The organism is Streptomyces sp. NPDC059900 (assembly GCF_050270335.1).
GTDB lineage: Bacteria > Actinomycetota > Actinomycetes > Streptomycetales > Streptomycetaceae > Streptomyces.
Map to the genome: position 1 here is coordinate 1 of NZ_JBNNJZ010000936.1, position 2,071 is coordinate 2,071.

Here is a 2,071-nt window from a genome sequence, read left to right on the forward strand (position 1 = left end):
GTGCGCGGCGTGCACGGCCGTCACGTCGGCGTCGGTCTTGTGCAGGCCGTGGCGCACGCGGTAGTCGGCGAGCGTGAGGATCTCCGGGCCGTCGTGGTCCCGCACGTGCTGCTCGGGTACGCCGCCGACCTGGCCGTGCTCGTAGATGTAGTCGCCCAGGTGCATCACGAAGTCGACGTTCTCGCGGGCGATGCCGCGATGGGCCGCGTAGAAACCGTCGTGGAAGGCCTGGCAGTTGGCGGCCGCGAAGGTGACCTTGGCGACGCGGCCGCGCGGCGCCGTCTTCGTACGCCCCACGCGGCTGGTCCTGCCCAGCGCCTTGAACGCATACCAGTAGTGGCGGCCCGGCGCGAGGCCGCTGACCGGGACGTGCACACTGTGGCCGAGTGTCGCCGATGCGGGGGCCGTGCCGCGGGCGACGACGCGGCGCAGCCGGGCGTCCTTGGCGACGACCCACTCGACCTCGACGACCTCGGGAAGTCTCTGCTCGGCGGCGAACGGTTCGGGGGCGAGTCTGGTCCACAGCACCACGGAGTGCGGCTGCGGATCGCCGGAGGCGACGCCGAGCGTGAAGGGCGCGGGGTCGTAGCGGGCGCCCAGGTTCTCGGCGGCCTCGCGGGCCTGCGCGGGGGTGAGGCCCGTGGCCAGCGGCCAGGCGAGGCTGAGCGCGCCGGCGGCCGCGGCCGACTTGAGCAGGTCGCGTCGGTTGACGGTCATCGGCGGCCTCCGGTGGCGCTGAGGGTGAGGGAAAGGGCGTCCGCGTAGCCGTCGTTGGAGGTACCGCCGCCGCTGCGCGTGAAGACGAGCAGGAGCCGCGCCGAGCGTGCGGTGGGCGGCACGGCGGCCTCGGCCGTGCGCTCCAGGAGGCCCGTTTTGCCCTGCCGGTCGGCCGCGCTGACGGGGCCCAGGACGCTGAGGGCGACCGGGGTGCCCCGGGCGTCGCGGAATTCCACGGACAGGCGCGCGCCGTCCTCCTGCTGGGCGAAGCCGCCGAGCCAGCCGGCCAGCGTGTAGCGGACCTTGCCCGCGTCGACGGCGCGGCGTCCGGTCGCGCCGCCCGCGGGCAGGTCGATGTCCTGCACCAGCGCGGTGCGCGGGCTGTTGCCGCCGGAGAAGAAGCGGCTGCCGCGGTGGGCGGGGCCGGGGTCCGACGGGCCCGGGTAGCCGCCGCCCAGGCGGTAGGCGATGAGCGCCGGGGCTCCCTGGGTGACCTTCCAGCCGCGGACCTTCGATACGGGCTCGGCACTGCCGCCGGGCCCGCTCTCCGCGTCGCCGTTGACGACGAGATTCACGCACGCCTCCTGTGATCGGTGAGTTGAGCGCGGTCAGCCCACCAGCCCCGCATGAACCAGGAGAAGCATTCCGGCGAATTCTGTTACAGCGGTACATCGCTGCACATGGGCGTATCCCGCCGGGCCGCCGGCCTGCGCGTGCGTCCCCTCCCCCGCGCCCCGCGCCGCCCCGGCGCATCGAGCGGAGGTGTCGCTCGAACAGATCACGGAAACGAACGCCCGGCGCACGCGTTCTCGCACCACAACACCGGGGATGCTCCCCTGCTTTCGGCGTGATCTCTCGCACGAGGGACACCGCGCGGCGTCGAACCGTGCAGCATTGGGCAGTGGTGAGGGAACAAGTGCCTAATTGCCGCGTGCCCGAACCTCGCACGTCAGGAGTTGACCCATGCCCAGCAGCAGCCGTCCCCAGCTCACCGTGGAGCAGCATGCGCGAGAGGGGGCCTGGGTATTGGTGGTCGGGGGCGAGTTGGACGCGGGCACCATTGCCCCGTTGCACCGGGCCGCGCGGGCAGCGGCTGCCGCCGTACCCACGGTCGTACTGGACCTCGGCGGGGTGACGTTCGCGGATTCCTCCGCGCTGAACCTGCTCATCGCCCTGCACCACAGCACCGCACTGCGGGTGGCCGCCCCGCAGGCCCAGCTGCTGGACCTGCTGAGCATGACGGGCGCCGATCAGGTCCTGAACATCTACCCGACGACCGACCTCGCCTGCGCGGCACGGTCCGTTGACTCCTCCCCCAGCTGAAGGGCGGGGGGATTCCTAGCTCACGTCGCCT

The 2,071-nt window shown here is 72.8% G+C and carries 3 protein-coding genes; 1 reads left to right on the forward strand and 2 read right to left on the reverse strand.

Translation table 11 applies throughout. From position 1 onward, the window contains the following. Both ACQKIP_RS45905 and ACQKIP_RS45910 read right to left on the reverse strand, forming a co-directional pair. Positions 1-717 (reverse strand): alkaline phosphatase D family protein (locus ACQKIP_RS45905; RefSeq protein WP_427745717.1); only part of this gene is annotated, 717 nt, incomplete at its 3' end. Then, positions 714-1,292 (reverse strand): phosphoesterase, encoded by a 579-nt coding sequence (locus ACQKIP_RS45910; RefSeq protein ID WP_365865027.1) that lies wholly within the window; start codon positions 1,290-1,292, stop codon positions 714-716. The genes ACQKIP_RS45910 and ACQKIP_RS45905, both read right to left, overlap by 4 nt. Before the next feature lie 388 nt (positions 1,293-1,680). On the opposite strand from ACQKIP_RS45910, the gene ACQKIP_RS45915 reads away from it, so the two are divergent. Then, complete coding sequence (locus tag ACQKIP_RS45915; RefSeq protein ID WP_365865025.1) at positions 1,681-2,040, forward strand: STAS domain-containing protein; 360 nt, start codon at positions 1,681-1,683, stop codon at positions 2,038-2,040. The last annotated feature ends 31 nt before the right edge of the window (positions 2,041-2,071 follow it).

Coding starts and splice junctions, on each gene's coding strand:
- ACQKIP_RS45915 (WP_365865025.1), top strand. CDS start 1,681: ATGCCCAGCAGCAGCCGTCCCCAGCTCACCGTGGAGCAGCATGCGCGA.